Source organism: Streptomyces sp. NPDC102514 (genome assembly GCF_055584525.1).
In genome coordinates this window covers 318,889-333,963 of record NZ_JBVJLW010000002.1, presented here as the reverse complement: position 1 = coordinate 333,963, position 15,075 = coordinate 318,889, and the positions used below count along the sequence as shown (strand labels likewise).

Sequence of the window (15,075 nt, the reverse complement as noted above, 5' to 3'; positions counted from 1 at the left end):
TTCAGTGCACCAACGAATGCCGACTCTCGTGGCACAAGGAGCGCTCATGGCCGCGGTGGATCTCTCCACCCACCCCGGGCATCTGGCCCGGCGGCTGCAGCAGGCGCACTACCTGTTGTGGAACACGATGGTCTCCGAGGAGATCACCTCGCCCCAGTTCGCGGTCCTGAACGCGCTCGTCGCCGAGCCGGGTCTCGACCAGCGCACGGTGGGGGAGCGGGTGGGTCTCGACCGGTCCACCATCGCCGAGGTCATCAGCCGGCTCGGCCGGCGCGGTCTGCTGGACAAGGTCCGTGATCCTCAGGACGGGCGGCGGTCGCTGCTGCGCCTCACGGACGACGGGGTGCGGGTGCACCGGAAGCTGACGGTGCGGACGGCTCGGATGAACCAGGTGTTCCTCGCGCCGCTGTCCGGGGAGGAGCAGGCGCTCTTCTTCGACCTGATCCAGCGGGTGTCCGACGCGGCGGAGGGGTTGCGCAATCCGGTTGCCCCGGGTGGGGCGGGGGAACCGGTTGCCGGCCGGGCGCCGTGACGGTGTGCGGGGGTGGTCGTGGCGGGCCTAAAAGATTGCGCAGTTCCCCGCGCCCCTGAAGGCGGGCCGGTCGTCGTCTGCGGGTCCGGTGGGGGCTGATCGCGCAGTTCCCCGCGCCCCTAAAAAACAGGCCGGTCGCGCCGTTCTCCGTGCCACTGAAGGGCGCCCCCATTCAGGGGCGCGGGGAACGGCGCGGCCAGCCCCCACCGGGCCCGCAGACGAAGGTGATGCGTCAGGCGGTCGGCGCGTGGGGGGTCACGCTCGGGCGAAGACCACCCATACCTGGCCCGCCGCGAAGTTCACCGGCGCGCCGGACGGGGTGGTGAACTCCGTACCCCCCGTCGCAAGCGGCCGCTTCCACGCCGCATCGAACGCCTTGCCGTCCCGCAGCACCTTCGCCGTGCCCGACCCCACCGTCTCCGTGTAGGGCGTGACGTTCCCGAGATAGTCGTGGTACCGGGACTTACGGATGTTCACGTACTGCACGACGACCGTGGACGCGGCCACCCGCTTCCCACCGGTCGTCACCGTCGGCGTACCGTCCATCGACACCAGCCAGCGCCGCTGGTCCCGGGACCAGTCGAAGGTGAAGCGGGCTTCGGGGAAGCGGACCGTACGCGTGCTCTCGGCGGTGCCTCCCGCGGGCGCGGCACCGTACCGGAAACCCGTCGTCAGCGCGTCGGCCCCGGGCGCGCCGGACAGCAGCCGCTGGGGACGCAGATAGAGGTTGTGCGGCTGCGGCTTGTCCGTGCCCCGGTAGTACGCGTTCGTCTTCTCCTCCGGCAGGGCGGTCTGCAGCGGCGCGCTGTCGATCAGCGGCAGCAGCTTCTTCTGGGCGCCGGAGAAGGCGAGCGTCGGCTTGTGGAACTGGCGCAGCAGTTCCAGGTCCGACTCGCGGGCGCTGCGCACCGGTCCGACGGCCTTCGGCAGGCGGGTCGCGTACACCGCCATCAGCCGGCTGAGACCGCCCTCGACCTGCTCGGCGTACACGACGTCGGCGGAGTCCAGGCCCGTCTGCGGGCGGGCGCCGGGCACGTTGTCGATCTTCACGACGAGCGGGGAGGCGGCCCGGGGCGCCGGACTCGCCGGGGCGCTGGTGCCCTGTGTGCTGTCCGTGCGGGGCGGCATGTTTCCGCGCTGCTTGTCGTCGAGCGGCTCACCCCTCGTGCAGGCCGTCGCCGTGGCACCCGCCAGCAGGGTGACCAGCAGTGTCGTCGTCATGGCCGAGCGCCTCGAACGCCCCGTCCGCCCCGTTCGTCTCCTGCGTACCGTGGCCACCGTGCCCCGTTTCGTCGTTTGTCAGGTTATAGGTTCAATGAGTACGTACCCAATGAGCCAAGATCGAAGGCGTGCGCTGGTCCGAGCGGGTCACGGGCGCGGGCGGGAGGGTACGGCGGTCCGGCCGGGGTGCCGTACCGCGAGGCGGGGGTCGTACGCGGGAGACGTACCCAACAAGGCTGCCGCGCAAGGGTGTTGGGTGGCGGAAATACGTCCGGGTCGATTCAGTCCCGCGGTCCCAGAATGTCCGCGAGGTCGTAACCGACCGGCTCCTCCAACTGGGCGTACGTACAGCTCAACGGCGTACGGTCCGGGCGCCAGCGGCGGAAGCGCGCCATGTGCCGGAAGCGCGCGCCGTTCTCCATGTGCTCGTACGCCACCTCGCACACCAGTTCCGGCCGCAGCGGGATCCAGGACAGGTCCTTCTTCCCCGTCCAGCGGCTGGGCGCGCCCGGCAGCCGCGCCGACTCGTGCGCCGACTCCTCCGCCCAGGCCGCCCACGGATGTCCGGCGGGCGACTCCATGAGCAGCGGGGCCAGCTCCGTGATCAGCTCCTCGCGCCGCTTCATCGTGAAGGCCGCACACACCCCCACGTGCTGCAACGTGCCCTCGGTGTCGTACAGGCCCAGCAGCAGTGAGCCGACGACGGGCCCGCTCTTGTGGAGCCGGTAGCCCGCCACCACCACGTCCGCCGTGCGCTCGTGCTTGATCTTGAACATCAGGCGTTCGTCCTGCCCGTAGCGCAGGGTGAGCGGTTTGGCGACCACTCCGTCGAGCCCGGCACCCTCGTACCGCTCGAACCACATCCGCGCCACCTCGATGTCCGTCGTCGCCGGCGCCAGGTGCACGGGGGCCGTGGTGCCGGACAGGGCCCTCTCCAGCAGGGCCCGCCGGTCGGAGAGCGGGACGTCCAGCAGCGACTCGTCGGCCAGCGCGAGCAGATCGAACGCCACGAACGACGCCGGCTGGCGCTCCGAGAGGGTCGTCACCCGGGAGGCCGCCGGATGGATGCGCTCGGAGAGGGCGTCGAAGTCGAGCCGTCCGCCCCGCGCGACCACGATCTCGCCATCCACCACGCACCGCTCCGGCAACCGCTCCCGCAACGCCTCCACCAGCTCGGGGAAGTATCTGACCAGCGACTTCGTGTTCCGGCTGCCGATCTCGACCTCGTCCCCGTCACGAAAGACGATCGCCCGGAACCCGTCCCACTTCGCCTCGTAGTGCATGCCCGGCGGAATCCGCGCCGCGGACTTGGCGAGCATGGGCTTCACGGGCGGCATCACCGGCAGATCCATACACCGATTCTGCGGTGATATGGGAGGGATCGCCCGGTGTGTGTTTCCGGTGCTGATATGCGAGGTGTGCGCGGTGCGCCTACCGTGGCTCGCATGGCGGATGCGGTGGAGCTGGAGGCGGCGGGCAGGACGGTACGGCTGTCCAGCCCGGACAGGGTCTTCTTCCCGGAGCGCGGCTTCACGAAGCTGGACCTCGCCCGGTACTACCTCGCGGTCGGCCCCGGCATCCTGCGCGCGCTGCGGAACCGGCCCACGACCCTGGAGCGCTACCCCGAGGGCGTCGGCGGCGAGTCCTTCTTCCAGAAACGGGCGCCCAAGAACATGCCCGACTGGATCCCCACCGCGCACATCGCCTTCCCGAGCGGACGCAGTGCCGACGAGATGTGCCCCACCGAGGTCGCCGCCGTCCTGTGGGCCGCCCAGTTCGGCACGCTGACCTTCCACCCCTGGCCCGTACGCCGGGACGACGTCGACCGGCCGGACGAACTGCGCATCGACCTCGACCCGCAGCCGGGTACCGACTACGCCGACGCGGTGCGTGCCGCCCATGAGCTGCGCGAGGTGCTGCACGAGTACGGGGATCTGCGCGGCTTCCCCAAGACCTCCGGCGGCCGGGGACTGCACGTCTTCGTGCCGATCGAGCCGCGCTGGACGTTCACCCAGGTCCGCCGGGCCGCGATCGCCGTCGGACGTGAGCTGGAGCGCCGGATGCCGGATCAGGTGACCACGGCCTGGTGGAAGGAGGAGCGGGGCGAGAAGATCTTCGTCGACTACAACCAGACGGCCCGCGACCGCACGATCGCCTCCGCGTATTCCGTACGCCCCCGGCCGCACGCGCCGGTGTCGGCGCCCCTGACCTGGGACGAGGTCGGCGAGGCCGTGCCCCGGGACTTCGATCTCGTGACCATGCCCGCGCGCTTCGCCGAACTCGGCGATGTGCACGCGGACATGGACGAGCATGCCTACTCCCTCGAAGCCCTGCTCGAACTCGCCAGCCGTGACGAACACGATCACGGGCTGGGTGATCTGCCGTACCCGCCCGAGTACCCGAAGATGCCGGGCGAGCCGAAGCGGGTACAGCCGAGCAGGGCCAAGAAGGAGAGCTGACCTGCAGCTGTGAAGCTAGTCGAGCGTCACAGTTCCTTGATCCTGACGTCGCGGTACGACACCACGTCCGTCGTGCCGTGCACCTGGAGCCCGATGTAGCCGGAGGCGAACCGCCGCCCGTCCGTGCCCGGGTCGTCCGAGCGGGGCGGGGTGAAGTCCTGACCGCCAGTGTTGTCGAACTCGTTGATCAGCACGCCGTTGCGGTAGATCGAGTAGTGCTGGTCCACCACGCGGATCTCGTAGTCGTTCCAGGTGCCCTTCTGGGTGACACCGGCACCGGCCAGGCCCACCCGGTCGAAGCCGTAGACCGAACCGGTCTTGTACATGTCGCCGGTGGGGCTGTCGAACTCCTGGATCTCGTGACCGTACTTGATGGCCACCCACTCCGGCCGGGACTCCTCCGGGTGGTTGTGGACCTGCGGGAACCGCACGAACACACCGGAGTTGGCGTTGCCCGTGCCCGGCGCGTCGTCACGCCACTGGAGCTTCAGCGAGAAGTCCCCGTACTTGCGCTCGGGGAACCACAGCATGCCCAGGCCGTCCCTCGTCGTGCCCGACGTGATGGTGCCGTCGCCGTTGAGGCCGAACGAACCGCCGCCCACGTGCTGCCACTTGCCGAAGGTGTCCTGCGTACCGTCCATGATCGTGCGGTAGCCCTCGGTCTGGCCGGGATCACCGATGCCCGACTCGTCGGCCGCCGCGTCGATCAGGTCGTACTCACGCTGGACGATCACGCCGTCCTTGAGGAGGGTCTTGAGGACCGCCGTCACGTGCTTGAGGAACAGCGCGTGGGACGTCCACTCCTTCTCGTCCTCGATCAACTCGTTGATGCGGCACCGGCTGTTGGTTATCCGGTTCGGCACACCCGAGTCGACCGTGCCGACGATGACGGTCAACCGCTCGTCGTACTCGGCGCAGTTGGGCGCCGGCACACCGCCGCCCGGGGTGACCGTGAAGCTCACCGTACGGGCGGCCGAGGTGTTGCCCGCCTTGTCGCTGGCCCGGTAGACCACCGAGTGCGCGCCCACGCGGTCGACGACCACGGGAGCGGTGTACGCGAGGTAGGGGCCGCCGTCGAGCGAGTACTCGATCTTGTCCACGCCGGAACCGCCGTGCGCGTCGGTCGCGGTCACCGTCACCTTGGCGCTGTTGATGTACGCACCGGAGGAGTTCTTCGTGCCCTCGACGCTCACACCGGTCACCGGGGGAGTGGTGTCCTCGACCGGCGGCGCGACGACGGTGAACGACACCGACTTCTCGGCGGCCACGTTGCCCGCCTTGTCCGTCGCCCGGAACCGCACCTTGTGCGCGCCGGCCTCGTGGACCATCACCGGAGCGGTGTAGGGCTGCCAGGCACCGGCGTCACCGAGCGCGTACTCGATGGTGTTGACGCCGGAACCGGTGTCGGAGGCCGTCACCGTGACGGTCGCCATGGAGACGTACTCGCCCTGCGCGTTCTTCTCACCGGTCACCGCGGCCGAGGTGTCCGGCGCGGTCGTGTCGTCCGTCGGCGGGGCCACCACCGTGAACTGCTCCGCCTTCTCCGCGGAGGTGTTCCCGGCCTTGTCGATGGCCCGGTAGCGGACCTTCTGGGCGCCGACCTGGTCGACCACGACGGGCGTGGTGTATGGCAGCCAGGCACCCGCGTCACCGACGGCGTACTCGATGCGCTCGACGCCCGAACCACCGGTGTCCGTCGCGCTGAGCGCCACGGTCGCCGAACCCACGTACGCGCCGTCCGCGTTCTTCGTGCCGGTGACCTGTGCCGCGGTCTCGGGCGCCGTGGTGTCCTCGCCGGTGCCCTCGGTGACCACGAGGATGCCCTGCATCTGGCCGTGGCCGGGGATCGTGCAGAAGTAGCGGTAGCGGCCGGGTGAGAGCGTCACCTCGGCGGTGTGCTTACCGCCCTGGTCGTCGTTCGGGTTGGCCAGGATGTTCAGCGGGACGTCGTTCTGGTACTCCGGGTCCGACACGTCAAACGTCAACGTGTGCGGCATGCCCATGGTGTTGCCGGTCGCCGTGCTGTTCTCGAAGACGATCGTCGTCGGGCCCGCGACCGCCGTGGTGGGCGCGGACGCGTACTTGGTGATGTCGTCACCGGCCGTCCAGGTGAGCGTCTGCGCCGCGGCGCCCGCCCCGGACGGGGTGTTGTCGGTCTGGCCGGTCGCCGAGGTGGAGGCGAGCCCCAGCACCATCAGCAGTGCGGCGGCAAGTGCCGTCCACAGCCGTCCAGTTCTTCGCCTGCCGATGTGCGTCACATGCGTCACTGCGCCTCCCTGGCGAGCTGAGAGGCGGCGGGAGTGGGGCCGCCGCCCTTGTACGTCACCTGCCACAGCGCGGACTTGGAGTCCGAGGTGAAGAAGCCACGGCCGTAGTCGAGGACGTACAGCGTGCCGTCCGGGCCGAACTTCCAGTCCATGAGGTTCTTGATGCCGTCGTTGCCGATGGGGATGATCTTCTTCAGGGACTCGGCGTGCACCGGGATACCGCCCTGTCCGGCCGTCTTCGGGTCGAGCAGCACGGCGTGGCGCGGCTGGTCGGCGTCGTAGAAGTCGCCCACGAACCACTTGCCGTCCCAGTACGAGGGCCACTTGGCGGCGTTCGCCAGCGTGCCGTCGTACCGGTAGACCGGTCCGTCCATGGCCGCCTGGCCGCCGCCCTTGAGCCACGGCAGCAGGAACTTCTGCTCCGCCGTCTTGTACGACGGGATGCCGTTGGCGTCCCGCGGGTAGTCCGGTCCGCCGCCCTGGGGCGAGTACCAGATGGTGTTCGACGTGACCGGCGGCAGGTTCACGAGACCGTCGTTGTTCGGCGACTCGTTCTTCGGGGCGTCGCAGTTGTACCAGCCGAGCGGCTTCGTCGGATCGGGCAGGTTGCGGTCCCGGTAGGGCTGCTTGTTGCCCATGCAGTACGGCCAGCCGTGGTTGCCCGGCTTGGTGATCGCGGCGAACGTGTCGTACTTCGCCGGCCCCCAGGTCGTCGACGGCGAGCCCGCGTCCGGGCCGACCCAGCCCGCGTACAGCGTGTCGGTCTTCTTGTCGATCGAGATGCGCGCCGGGTTGCGGACGCCCATCACATAGATCTCGCCACGCGTCTTGCCGCCGCCCTCGGCGGTCTCCTTGCCCGTGAAGAGGTTCCCCTCGGGCAGGGTGTACGTGCCGTCCTGCTCCGGGTGGATGCGCAGGATCTTGCCGTTGAGGTTGTTGGTGTTGCCCGCCGTGCGGCGCGCGTCGGCGAAGGAGACGCCCTTGTAGTTCGGCTGCGGGTTGTTGCCCGAGTAACCGTCGCTGAAGCCACTGGAGTTGTTGTCACCGGTGGCGATGTACAGGTTGCTCTTGGAGTCCCAGGCCAGGCCGCCGCCCGAGTGGCAGCAGCTGTGGATCTGGACCGGCCACTTGAGCAGGACCTTCTCGCTGTTCAGATCCAGCCTGCTGGTCGCCGAGTTGTAGGTGAAGCGGGAGACGTACCGCTCGGCCATCTGCTTGTCACGGTCGATCCGGGAGTGCGGGGTGTAGTGCAGGTACACCCAGCCGTTGTCCGCGAACCGGGGGTCCAGCTCGATGCCGAGCAGCCCCTCCTCGACCTTGATCAGCTCGTCGCCGCCGCCCTTGTTCCCGAAGACGTTGAGCGTGCCGGCCAGCGTGACCTTCTTGGTCTTCGGGTCGTAGACGTGGATCTCGCCCTTGCCCTTGCCGACGTCCGGGTTGTTCCAGTCCGTGATGACCGGCTGCGAGGAGTCGGCGCCACCGCGGCCGATGTAGAACACGCGGCCGTCGGGCGCGGTCACCAGGCCGTGCGGCTCGCCGATCTGGTCGTTCTGGCCCGGCTGGTTGGGCTGGGTCAGCCGCTCCGCCTTGTAGTTGGCGTTGATCGTGGCCTTGCAGTCGGCCTGCGAGATCCGGGTCGTCCAGGCGAGCGCCCCGCGCAGGTGCGAGCGGAACTCCGTCTCGTCGAACGAGGACGCCGTACCGCCCATACCGGTGTAGAAGGACCGGCCGCCGTCGTAGTCACGGCACCAGGACACGGGGTGGTCGGCGCCGTTCGCGCTGGTACCCGGCGTGTACGTCGACTCGCGGACGCGCGCCACGGTGTGCACGTCGCCGGACGGGTTCTTGACCCAGTTCAGCCACTGGTCGGGGCGCTTCCACTGCAGCGGCAGATCCTTGGTGGCCGGATGCTGACGGTCACCGACCTCAACGGTCGCCCGCTGTAAGGCCGTTGGGCTGTTCGCGGCCGGACGGGCGCCGACGAGTCCGGTGAACCAGTCCGAGTACGGCTCGGCGCGGGCCGCGTCATGGATGCCGAGGAAGCCGCCGCCGGCCTCCATGTACGACTCCAGACCGGCCTCCTGCTCCGGGTCGAGGATGTCGCCGCCACCGGTCAGGAAGACCACGGCGTTGTAGAGGCCGAGCTTCGTCTCGTCGGTGAAGACGGAGGCGTCGTCCGTGGCGGTCACACCGAAGCGCCCGGCCGCGGGGCCGGACTGCCCGAGGTCCTCGATCGCCTCGATACCCGCGTTGACGACGGGGGACTCCTCGCCGCCGGCCGCGGACCCGTGGAAGATCAGCACCTTCACGTCGGCGCCGCCGGGCGGCGACTTGATCGACATCGTTGTCAGCGGTTCGGGAGCAGGGCGCGCGCTCGCGGCGGGCCCCGAGAGGACACCCGCCGTGACGACTCCCGCCGCCAGCGCGGCAGCCCAGCCTCTCCGTCTGGACCTGCTCAACTTCCGTACCGTCAGTGGCGTTTGATGCGGTGTGGGCCGCATGTGGTCACCCCATCCTCCTCGGTCACAGCAACAGCGCCATGGAAGCTAGACCTTTTCGCGGAACTCGCCAATAGGTATGACCGGTATCCAACAAACTTTGTCCTGAGTGTGGATAAACGAAGGCGATGCCACTACCGTCTCACCAGTTCGTCTCTGTCACTCGGTTCGGTCGGATCCGCCGTCGGCTCCGCGACCGGACCCGCCAGTCCCGTCAATTCCGTTGACCGCGTTGCAGGTTGGGAGAGTTCGGCATGGGCATCACGGACGACATGGCCACCACGGACGCGATGGACAGGCGCGGGTTCAGCCGTCGGATGATGATGGGCGGGGCCGCCGTCGCCACGGTCGCGACATCGTTGTCGCTCGTCGCCGCGAAGGACGCGACGTCCGCGGACAGCGCGGCGAGCGCGAGCACCGCACTCCGCACCGCCCCCGCGGGCGGCGAGGTCAGACGCATCAAGCTGTACATCGAGAAGCTCGCCGACGGTCAGCTGGGCTACGGGTTCGAGAAGGGCGCGGCATCGATCCCCGGCCCGCTGATCGAACTCAACGAGGGCGACACCGCGTACATCGAGGTCGAGAACACGCTGGACGTGGCGGCCAGCCTGCACGTCCACGGCCTGGACTACGAGGTGTCCAGCGACGGCACGAAGCTGAGCAAGTCGCATGTCGAGCCCGGGGACACCCGCACGTACACCTGGCGCACCCATGCCCCCGGCCGCCGCAAGGACGGCACCTGGCGGGCGGGCAGCGCGGGGTACTGGCACTACCACGACCATGTCGTCGGCACCGAGCACGGTACGGGCGGCATCCGGAAGGGCCTGTACGGGCCGGTGATCGTGCGCCGGCAGGGCGACATCCTGCCCGACAAGACCCACACCATCGTCTTCAACGACATGACGATCAACAACAGGCCGGGGCACGACAGCCCCAACTTCGAGGCCACGGTGGGGGATCGGGTCGAGTTCGTGTCGATCACGCACGGCGAGTACTACCACACGTTCCATGTGCACGGTCACCGCTGGGCGGACAACCGCACGGGTCTGCTGACCGGCCCCGACGACCCCAGCCGCGTGGTCGACAACCTGATCGTGGGCCCCGCGGACTCGTTCGGCTTCCAGGTCATCGCGGGGGAGGGGGTCGGGGCGGGCGCGTGGATGTACCACTGCCACGTCCAGAGCCACTCCGACATGGGAATGGCGGGCCTGTTCCTGGTCAAGAAGACGGACGGCACGATCCCGGGCTACGAGCCGCACGAACACTGAGCGCTCCGCGGCTGAGGGGTGCGGGGAACGGCGTGCTCAGCCACGACGGACCCGCACCCGCAAACGTGCCCCCGCGGAGCGGTTACGCGGAGACCCGCCGCACCAGAGTCGTCGGCAGCACGACACTGGCCGGCACCCCCACACCGGCGGACCCGCTCCGGTCCAGCCCCCGCAACAACAACCTCGCCATCAACCGGCCCATCTCCTCGATGTCCTGCCGGACGGTCGTGAGCGGCGGATCGGCCTGCTCGGTGAACGGCAGCATGTCGTCGAACCCGATCACAGCGACATCCTCGGGCACCCGCCGCCCCCGCTCGCGCAGCGCCCGCATGGCACCCACCGCCATGAGGTCGTTCGCGGCGAACACCGCGTCCACGTCGGGGCACCGGTCGAGAAGTGCCCGCATGGCCCGCTCACCGCCGCCCGGGGTGAAGTCGCACTCCACGATCAGCCTCGGATCGACGTCCACCATGACGTCACGGAACCCGTCGAGCCGGTCGACCGCCGAGGTCTGGTCGAGGGCGCCGGTGATGTGCGCGACGCGTGTGCGGCCGAGTCCGACGAGGTGACGGACGGCCTCACGGGCGCCGCCCCTGTTGTCGCAGTCGACGTAGACCACGCCGCGTGAACCGTCGCTCCAGCCGGGGCGCCCGCCGTACACGGTCGGAACTCCGTGGATCAGGCTGGGCAGCGGGTCGTCGAGGTGCAGGGAGAAGACGAGCGCGCCGTCGACGTGGCCGCCGGCGAGATAGCGCGCCACGCGGGCGTGGTCGTCGCGGCCTTCCGTGAGCAGCAGGACGAGTTGTGAGTCGTGGGCGGTCAGCTCCTTGCTGATGCCTCGGAGCTGGAGCGCGAAGAAGGGGTCCGCGAATACGCGGGTCTCCGGTTCGGCGATGACCACGGCGACGGCGTCGTGGCGTCGGGTGACGAGGCTGCGGGCTGCCTGGTTGGGGACGTAACCGAGTTCCTCGACGGCGCGCCTGACTCGCTCGACGAGGGGTTCGCGGACGCCTTCGCCTCCGTTGACGACACGGGACACGGTGGCTCGGGAGACTCCCGCCCGGGCGGCCACTGCCTCCAGCGTGGGGCGTGGCTGTGTCGACTGGTCGGTCACCTCGGGGCTCCTCAGGGCGGCGGTTGCCGATCAGGATAGCCGGGGTTCGCTCCATTGCTGAGAGCGCTCACTTCTTGCTGAGCTGGTCCTATGGCGGGGGGTTGCTTGCGCAGTTCTTTGATGCGGGTGGGTCGTGGCGCGGGCTCGGGCCCCGTCAGGGGCGCGGGGAACGGCGCGGCCCGCCCCCACGCGCCTGAGGTTGAGAGCCGGACGGGACGTGCCCTGACTCCCCGCATGCCCGGTGCGGGTGCGTCGTGGCTGGCCGCGCAGTTCCTCGCGCCCCTGGAAAGTCGGGCCGGTGGTCGGGTGCGGGTGTGTTGTGGCTGGTGGCGCAGTTCCCCGCGCCCCTAAGGGCGGGCGCGTGGGTCCGGGCGTCGGCTTGGGCTGCCGGTTCGGGCCCCGTCAGGGGCGCGGGGAACTGCGCGGGTCACCCCCACTCGGCTGCAGTCGAGAGCCGGACGGGGCCCGCCCAGAATCCCCCGCGCCGCCGCGCGGGCGTTACACGCCCACCGAGACCGTGAAACGTCGCGGGTTGCCGTCGTGGGCCGCGCCCGAGACGTCGGGCTGGCCGTCGGGGCGTACGTCGTCGTACGGGAACGCGTAGCCGATGGGGGAGTTGGCGTGGACGACACGCGCCCAGTGGTTGGTGACCGCGTCCGTGTAGTAGTCCGATGTGGTCGTGCCGTTGGGCTGGGTCGGGTGGGTGAGCATGATCGAGCGGTTGAACCCGGCGGCGAGGCGCGCGAGGATGGCCTTCTTGTCGTCCGGGTCGCCCGGGTTGTTGGCGAACGGGCCGTGGTTGCAGGTGAAGATATCCTTCGACGTGGGCTTGCTGAAGGTGTGACCCCCGGCGAAGGTCAGCGTGTCGCCGCTGACCCGCCCGGTGACGACACCCCGGCCGCCCTGGAGGTCGATCCCCAGGTCGGTGGAGCGGTACTTGTCCCACACCTGGTCGATATAGCCGGTCCACAGGTCGCGGAACGGCATCTCGGCGGGCCGGTCGAAGTACGGAGCCATCAGGTTCTGCGGTGAGACCACCCGCAGTACGGAACCGTCACCGCCCCGCGTCACCAGCTTGTCCCACGGCTGACCGTCCTTGGCGGCCTGCGCCGTGAGGTCCGCGGCGATCCGGTCGACGGCACCGTCGGGCAGCGGGGCCACGGTGTGCGTGGCGTCGCCCTCCAGGGTCAGACCGATCGGCAGCGCGGTGACCAGGTCGACGTAGCTGATGTTGGCGTACAACTGGTCGGTGTTGAACGTGAATTCGCAGAACGACCACGTCCGGCCGTAGTTCGGGTCGGTGGCCGTGGCGAACGCGGGCTCGACCAGGGAGGGGCCCGGGTTGAGGTAGAAGTCGAGCGTGCTGTCCCGGACGAAGTAGACGCGGGCGCCGTACATCTGAGGCAGCGTCAGCACCTTGGCGGCCGAGCCGGCGGCGCCCAGGGGGATGGCGCAGTCGACGGGCAGCGGTGTCTGGGGTGCCGAAGGGGAGGTGGGCCGGTAGACGCTGCCGTCGGCGCGCAGCAGGACCCAGTTGCCCGTCGACTGCTCGTGACCGGTGACGTACGCGCGGACCGTGCCGGGCAGCGAGTTGTTCTTGAGGGCGAGTTCACAGGTCGCGGGAGCCGCCTCGGCCGTCGGGCTGAGAGCGCTCCCCCAGACGGGGTAGCCCGCGGCGGCGGTGACGGCGGCGGTTCCGGTCAGAAACTTCCTGCGTGAGATCAAAGCGGTCTCCTGGAACGTGGGGGGAGGCAGGAGCAGGCCGATGTATGGGGCATCGGCCTCCTGCGGGGCACCACTGTTCCCAGGGGGAGTTGAAGCGTCAAGGGTTATGACTGAGAGCGCTCTCGAAAAGTTCATGCCTTCAGAAGTTGACGGCAGGGTGGGCGGGGGCGGGCTGGGTCGGGCGAGGCCGGACGCCGGACGCCGGACTGGGTTGGCCGGAGGGAGTCGGCCGGCCCCGGCCGGCCAATCCTTCGTCCATCGGTCTCCCGGCGGACGTCAACCCGTGGCAGGCTCGCTCTTGATCACCGCGAAGCGCGCCCCGTACGGGTCGGCGAGCTTGCCGATCCGGCCGACGCCCTCCACGGACGTGGCGGGCATCCGGACCGTGCCGCCCAGACCTCGGGCCTTCGCGAGCACGGCGTCCGTGTCCGCGACCTCGAAGTAGGGCAGCCAGTACGCCCCCGCCTCCTGCTCCGCCGGGTCGTCGGCCAGGGGGACGACACCGCCGAACATGGCGTCCTCGCCGCCCTCCGAGGGGTTGATGCAGGTGTAGACGCCGCCGGGGAACGGCATCGCCGAGGTCTCCATGCCCAGTACGGAGTGGTAGAACGCGGCTGCGGCGGCGATGTCCGGTGTGTACAGCTCGACCCAGCACAGGGAGCCCTCCTCGCCGGCCACGTCGAGGCCGCGGAGCGCGGCGGGCTGCCAGAGGCCGAAGGGGACGCCCGCCCGGTCGGCGAGGATGGCCATGCGGCCCTTGTCCATGACGTCGTCGGGCGGCACCAGCACGCCGCCCCCGGCCTGCTCGACCGCCTTGGCCGTGGCGTCGGCGTCCGGGCTCTGGAAATAGACGGTCCAGGACGGCGGGCCCTGCTCGGGGGTGGTCTGCATACCGCCCGCGACGGTCTTCCCGGCCGCCTGGAAGAAGCCGTAACCGCCGGTATCGGGTCCCGCCGACTGGAAGTCCCAGCCGAAGAGACCTCGGTAGAAGGAAGTGGCGCCGTCGATGTCGGGGGTGCCGAGATCGAGCCAGTTCGGGGCGCCCGTCACGAAACGGGTGGTGAGCATGTTGCCCTCCTCTGAGGGGTCCCGTTGCCTGCACTGCCGAGTCTTGCACCGCCCACTGACAATCGCCGCCGGAGCGGGGTGCTGCCGTGGTCCGGGGCACGCTTGGTAGCCGCCTGCGCTGTCGGGGGGCGGCCCCGCCGTGCCCCTGAGGGGGTGGGGCCTGGGGCACCTTTTCGGCTGCGGGCCGTGCGTGGCTGAGCGCGCAGTTCCCCGCGCCCCTGAAAAACGGGGCTGCGCCCCTGCCTTTCATGCCCCTGAGGAGGCGGGGGTGCGGGGACGGTTTGGCTGCGGGTCGGTGGGGGTGGGCCGCGCAGTTCCCCGCGCCCCTAAAAGATGAAAGGCAGGGCCCGTCGTTCGCCTGCGGCTCGGTGGGGGCTGGTCGTGCCGTTCCCCGCGCCCCTTACGGGGCACGACCCGGCTGCGCCTTGCTGGCCGGACCCCTCTGTGCCGCGGGCGCAGTGGTCGCAGCCGCCGTAGTTAATCCGTTGTGGATTTCGCCGCGCGCCGCTGTGCCCCTACCTTCGGCCGGGAGCATCATCGGGTTCGGCGGGTGTGGTGGTGCGTGGGTGGGCGTTGAGCCCGTGTTGATCGAACGTTTTTCGAGGCGCGACACGATCCCGGCATGCACAACGACACCATTGCCGCCGCGCCCGACCTCTCCTGGCAGGAACAGGCACTGTGCGCCCAGACCGGCTCCGACTTCTTCTTTCCCGAGCCGGGCAGCTCGGTGCGCGAGGCGAAGCAGATCTGCGGAATGTGCGAGATGCGCTCCGCGTGCCTCGAATACGCGCTCACCCACGACGAACGCTTCGGCGTCTGGGGCGGCCTCTCCGAGAAGGAGCGCCTCAGCCTCCGACGCGCCCAGCACTAGCTCGGCACCGGCCCGGTGGCCGGGGCGCATCGGGAATTCCGAGCGCGTCGCG

At 69.8% G+C, this 15,075-nt stretch carries 11 protein-coding genes; 4 read left to right on the top strand and 7 right to left on the bottom strand.

Annotation, left to right across the window (positions count from 1 at the left end; genetic code table 11):
- The first annotated feature begins 46 nt into the window (after positions 1-46).
- The gene (locus ACZ60E_RS06490) at positions 47-532 is read left to right on the top strand and encodes a MarR family winged helix-turn-helix transcriptional regulator (protein ID WP_384808712.1); all 486 of its coding nucleotides are present in this window, start codon (positions 47-49) and stop codon (positions 530-532) included.
- A 255-nt stretch (positions 533-787) separates the two neighbouring features.
- Here ACZ60E_RS06490 and ACZ60E_RS06485 read toward each other — a convergent pair whose 3' ends face one another.
- Both ACZ60E_RS06485 and ACZ60E_RS06480 read right to left on the bottom strand, forming a co-directional pair.
- Positions 788-1,753 (bottom strand): DUF3048 domain-containing protein, encoded by a 966-nt coding sequence (locus tag ACZ60E_RS06485; protein ID WP_469438774.1) that lies wholly within the window; start codon positions 1,751-1,753, stop codon positions 788-790.
- A 281-nt stretch (positions 1,754-2,034) separates the two neighbouring features.
- Entirely contained in the window at positions 2,035-3,105 is a 1,071-nt protein-coding gene (locus ACZ60E_RS06480; RefSeq protein WP_469438773.1) for an ATP-dependent DNA ligase, read from the bottom strand.
- 93 nt (positions 3,106-3,198) lie between these two features.
- Between ACZ60E_RS06480 and ligD the strand changes: the two genes are divergently transcribed.
- Positions 3,199-4,212, top strand: a complete 1,014-nt coding sequence (ligD, locus tag ACZ60E_RS06475) for a non-homologous end-joining DNA ligase (RefSeq protein ID WP_469438772.1) — start codon at positions 3,199-3,201, stop codon at positions 4,210-4,212.
- Positions 4,213-4,238: 26 nt separating this feature from the next.
- Here the strand turns inward: ligD and ACZ60E_RS06470 are convergent, their stop codons facing one another.
- Both ACZ60E_RS06470 and ACZ60E_RS06465 read right to left on the bottom strand, forming a co-directional pair.
- On the bottom strand, positions 4,239-6,407 hold the full coding sequence (locus ACZ60E_RS06470; protein WP_469439000.1) for an OmpL47-type beta-barrel domain-containing protein: 2,169 nt from the start codon (positions 6,405-6,407) through the stop codon (positions 4,239-4,241).
- Between the two features lie 68 nt (positions 6,408-6,475).
- Positions 6,476-8,902 (bottom strand): ThuA domain-containing protein, encoded by a 2,427-nt coding sequence (locus ACZ60E_RS06465; RefSeq protein ID WP_469438999.1) that lies wholly within the window; start codon positions 8,900-8,902, stop codon positions 6,476-6,478.
- Between the two features lie 365 nt (positions 8,903-9,267).
- Between ACZ60E_RS06465 and ACZ60E_RS06460 the strand changes: the two genes are divergently transcribed.
- Positions 9,268-10,245, top strand: a complete 978-nt coding sequence (locus ACZ60E_RS06460) for a multicopper oxidase domain-containing protein (protein WP_384808733.1) — start codon at positions 9,268-9,270, stop codon at positions 10,243-10,245.
- Between the two features lie 82 nt (positions 10,246-10,327).
- On the opposite strand, the gene ACZ60E_RS06455 is transcribed toward ACZ60E_RS06460, so the two are convergent.
- The 3 genes from ACZ60E_RS06455 to ACZ60E_RS06445 all read right to left on the bottom strand — a co-directional run bounded on the left by ACZ60E_RS06455 (position 10,328) and on the right by ACZ60E_RS06445 (position 14,152).
- Positions 10,328-11,359, bottom strand: coding sequence for a LacI family DNA-binding transcriptional regulator (locus ACZ60E_RS06455; protein ID WP_469438771.1), 1,032 nt, complete (start codon positions 11,357-11,359; stop codon positions 10,328-10,330).
- Between the two features lie 498 nt (positions 11,360-11,857).
- Positions 11,858-13,084, bottom strand: a complete 1,227-nt coding sequence (locus ACZ60E_RS06450; protein ID WP_469438770.1) for a glycoside hydrolase family 64 protein — start codon at positions 13,082-13,084, stop codon at positions 11,858-11,860.
- Between the two features lie 276 nt (positions 13,085-13,360).
- A complete protein-coding gene (locus tag ACZ60E_RS06445; protein ID WP_469438767.1) occupies positions 13,361-14,152 on the bottom strand; it encodes a VOC family protein in 792 nt (263 codons plus the stop codon).
- 622 nt (positions 14,153-14,774) lie between these two features.
- Between ACZ60E_RS06445 and ACZ60E_RS06440 the strand changes: the two genes are divergently transcribed.
- A complete protein-coding gene (locus ACZ60E_RS06440; RefSeq protein ID WP_384808700.1) occupies positions 14,775-15,023 on the top strand; it encodes a WhiB family transcriptional regulator in 249 nt (82 codons plus the stop codon).
- Positions 15,024-15,075 lie beyond the last annotated feature (52 nt).

Excerpts from the sequence above, each read along its gene's own strand:
- ACZ60E_RS06490 (WP_384808712.1), top strand. The coding sequence starts at position 47 with ATGGCCGCGGTGGATCTCTCCACCCACCCCGGGCATCTGGCCCGGCGG.
- ACZ60E_RS06485 (WP_469438774.1), bottom strand. The coding sequence starts at position 1,753 with ATGACGACGACACTGCTGGTCACCCTGCTGGCGGGTGCCACGGCGACG.
- ACZ60E_RS06470 (WP_469439000.1), bottom strand. The coding sequence starts at position 6,407 with ATGGTGCTGGGGCTCGCCTCCACCTCGGCGACCGGCCAGACCGACAAC.
- ligD (WP_469438772.1), top strand. The coding sequence starts at position 3,199 with ATGGCGGATGCGGTGGAGCTGGAGGCGGCGGGCAGGACGGTACGGCTG.
- ACZ60E_RS06460 (WP_384808733.1), top strand. The coding sequence starts at position 9,268 with ATGGACAGGCGCGGGTTCAGCCGTCGGATGATGATGGGCGGGGCCGCC.
- ACZ60E_RS06445 (WP_469438767.1), bottom strand. The coding sequence starts at position 14,152 with ATGCTCACCACCCGTTTCGTGACGGGCGCCCCGAACTGGCTCGATCTC.
- ACZ60E_RS06480 (WP_469438773.1), bottom strand. The coding sequence starts at position 3,105 with ATGGATCTGCCGGTGATGCCGCCCGTGAAGCCCATGCTCGCCAAGTCC.
- ACZ60E_RS06440 (WP_384808700.1), top strand. The coding sequence starts at position 14,775 with ATGCACAACGACACCATTGCCGCCGCGCCCGACCTCTCCTGGCAGGAA.